This is a genomic window from Streptomyces sp. NPDC059564, from assembly GCF_042735575.1.
Taxonomy (GTDB): Bacteria; Actinomycetota; Actinomycetes; order Streptomycetales; family Streptomycetaceae; genus Streptomyces.
In genome coordinates, this window is record NZ_JBHWBP010000584.1 from 1 (window position 1) to 2,882 (window position 2,882).

Sequence of the window (2,882 nt, forward strand, 5' to 3'; positions counted from 1 at the left end):
CAGGCAGCAATCCGCCCCGGCCGGGGCCGGGGCGGTCGCTCGTACCCTTCACCGGACAGCCGGAGACCGTCACAGCTCATGGCCGTTGACTGGTCCCACAAGCACCCATTCATGGAGCCAACGAACATGCGCATCCGACTCCTTCAGGGGCTCGCTCTGCTTGCCACCGGCCTCCTGGCCGGCGCATTCGGCTACGGCGCGGCCAACCTCGTCCCCACCTTCAACGCCGTACCGCTCGACATGCGGCTGGCGTTCCACGCCGAGCTGATGAAGTCGAATGGCATTACTATGCAGGCCGCGATGGCCGCGTCGACGCTGAGCTCCCTCACCCTCGCGACCCTGACACGCGGCCGCGCCCGGCTGATCGCGGGTGCGGCAGGTCTGCTGACCCTCGCCTCGTTCCTGATCACCCGGCTCGGGAATGTGCCGATCAACGGCCGGATCAAGGAATGGGCGCTCACCTCGGCACCGGTCGATCACGCGGAGATCCTGCGGCGCTGGGAGCTGTTCAACAACCTGCGCACGCTCACCGCCCTCACCGCCTTCGCGCTGCTGATCGTCCTCTCCCTCAGGCAACCGCCGGCTGACCACGCTGCTCCCTCCCCGCCACGAGAGGCCGGCACAAGGTCTGCCGCCTCCGTGTAGTCGGCCGGACCGTCCCGCTGCCCGGGCCCGCTGCCGCGCGCCGCCGTCTACGGCAGTCCCGCCCGGCTACGCATCCGCGTGGCTCTCCACAGCCCTTCGCGTAGGGCCTGAAGCCCCGGGCCGGAGCTGCTCGGAACCTGCTCGGGGGGACGTGCCGCTCCGGGCGCCGGGCGTTGGGGCTGCTGTCGCGCACGGGCCCGGCGATAGTGCAGTTTCAGCCAGACCTTATTCTTCTGGCCATTGGTATTGCTGGGAGGGGTTACGGATTCATGCAACACAGGCCTGGGCGCAGAAGGGGCATCTGGGCGATCGTCCTGCTGGTGCTGGGCGTCGCACTGATCGGCGGGCCGATGGCGTTCACGCTGAGCGGGTTCACCGCAGCGCGGCCGTCCGGTGACAACATGCGGCCCACGCTCGTCCCCGGGGACCTCGTCGTCCTGCGCAAGGATCCGTCCGAGGTCCGGCGCGGCGACGTGGTGTCCTACGACCCCGGCACGTGGGGGCTGGAGGGCCCGTTCCTGGGACGCGTGGTGGCGGTGGGGGGCGACCGCATCTCTTACGCGATGGGGGACGAGTCTCTGACCCTCAACGGGCAGCCACTCGACGAGCCCTACGTGAACGATGCCCCCGGGGACGGTGGGGTGCCCTTCGCTGTCGCGGTGCCGCAGGGCCGGGTCTTCATCCTGGGCGACAATCGCGCCAATTCCGCGGACTCCCGCTTCCACCTGGACAGCAACGAGGGCACGCTGCCGGTGTCGGCCGTGACCGGAGTCGAAGAGGAACAGGAGAGCCCGATGTCCGTGGGCCTCGGGCTGGCGATGTTCGCCGGGGTGTGCCTCCTGCCCGTGGGGCTCGGGCTGGGGATCGCCGCACTGGTGGTGCGGCGGCGCAAGCCCGCGCCGACGGGGCCCGTCTGGGGTGCCGTACACGTCGACGAGCCGTAGCGGAGGACGGAACTGCGATCTCTTGGTTTCGGGAGAAGTGGGCCCTGGTGTGTTGATGCTGTCCGGCGGCCGTGTCGGGGCGTGGGATCACTGCCGCCAGGGTCACCTCACTGGTGTGCCCCACCTGTTGGCCACTCCCGCTGACGACGCTTCCTGACCGCCCCCGGCGGCCGGACCGGGCCGAGTTGGGAGCAGCCCCCCGCTACGGTTCCTTGGCTTCCACAGGCAGGTTGTGCCATGGGTGTCCGCAGGTGCCCTTGCAGTGGGTCTCCCTGCGGCGGGTGTCGGCGACGGTGAATACAGCGACGAGCACACGGAACGCCTTCATGTGTTCGTCGGCGGGGAGGCTTGCGAATCCGTAGCGGGGTGGGTCCATGCAGATCATCACCGAGGGGTTGGCCGTGGGCTTGACCCCGGACCGTGCCACTCCCGCGTGGCCGTCCGCGGCCGTGATGTGCGCCTGCATGGCGTAGCCGGCGACCTGCTGCAGTACCTCCTGCCGGCTCGTCAGAGAGAGGCCGGAGAACCAGGCCATCCCGTCGTCCAACGTGCGGAATCCTTGAGCGACCTCGTTGACGACGCGTTCGGTCTCGCGCCGGAAGGTGCGGTCGCCCGCATCGCTCGGTTCGGTCATCTCTTGATCATTCCACGTTGCAGGTTCGAGGGGAGGGCCCTACTGATGATCGCGCCCTCCAAGAGTGACCGTGAGCGCGCGATCCCGGTGCCCGCCGTGCTCCTCCCCGCCGTCGCGCAGATCATTCGCCGACGAACACCCGGCGGAAGACCGATCCCCGTGGTCAGCCGCTACGATCCTCACGAAAAGATGTGGTCAGATCCCATGCCGTTCCTGCTTCACCGCAAGATCGGCACCATCCGCGGCGTCATGGCGACTAACGAGCTCGTGGTGGTGACGGCGGGGCAGGCCGGCGACGCCCCGGCGTTCACAGCCGTCATGGCCGCGATTCGGGTACCGCGCCTCGGCGGCGGACGGCCTCGGACCAGATCCGATACCGTGATCGCCGATCGCGCGTACTCGCCCGCGCGATCCGCTCCCACCTGCGTCAACGGCACATCCGGACGGTCATTCCGCAGCCGGTGGACCAGGTCCGTCACCGGCTGCGCCGAGGTTCCCGCGGGGGGCGGCCGCCGGGCTTCGACTGCGAGAGCTACCGGGAACGCAACACGGTCGAACGGTGCATCGCCCGCCTGAAGCAGTGGCGCGGCCTGGCGCTGCGAACGGACAAGCTCGCCCGCGCCAAACACGCCGCACTCCATCACGCGGCCATCCAGATC

3 protein-coding genes and 1 pseudogene are annotated in these 2,882 nt (G+C 69.4%); 3 read left to right on the forward strand and 1 reads right to left on the reverse strand.

Annotation, left to right across the window (positions count from 1 at the left end):
* Positions 1–126: 126 nt before the first annotated feature.
* On the forward strand, positions 127–645 hold the full coding sequence (locus ACFV0Q_RS40535) for an anthrone oxygenase family protein (RefSeq protein WP_385012988.1): 519 nt from the start codon (positions 127–129) through the stop codon (positions 643–645).
* A gap of 269 nt (positions 646–914) precedes the next feature.
* Positions 915–1,589: a signal peptidase I gene (gene lepB / locus ACFV0Q_RS40540; protein ID WP_385012990.1), complete on the forward strand. Its 675-nt coding sequence runs from the start codon at positions 915–917 to the stop codon at positions 1,587–1,589.
* Between the two features lie 202 nt (positions 1,590–1,791).
* Here the strand turns inward: lepB and ACFV0Q_RS40545 are convergent, their stop codons facing one another.
* Positions 1,792–2,223 carry a DUF5958 family protein gene (locus tag ACFV0Q_RS40545; protein WP_385012992.1) on the reverse strand — a complete coding sequence of 144 codons (432 nt, stop codon included), beginning with the start codon at positions 2,221–2,223 and terminating at the stop codon, positions 1,792–1,794.
* Between the two features lie 273 nt (positions 2,224–2,496).
* On the opposite strand from ACFV0Q_RS40545, the pseudogene ACFV0Q_RS40550 reads away from it, so the two are divergent.
* Positions 2,497–2,882: pseudogene (locus tag ACFV0Q_RS40550) on the forward strand (transposase); the annotation flags it as partial.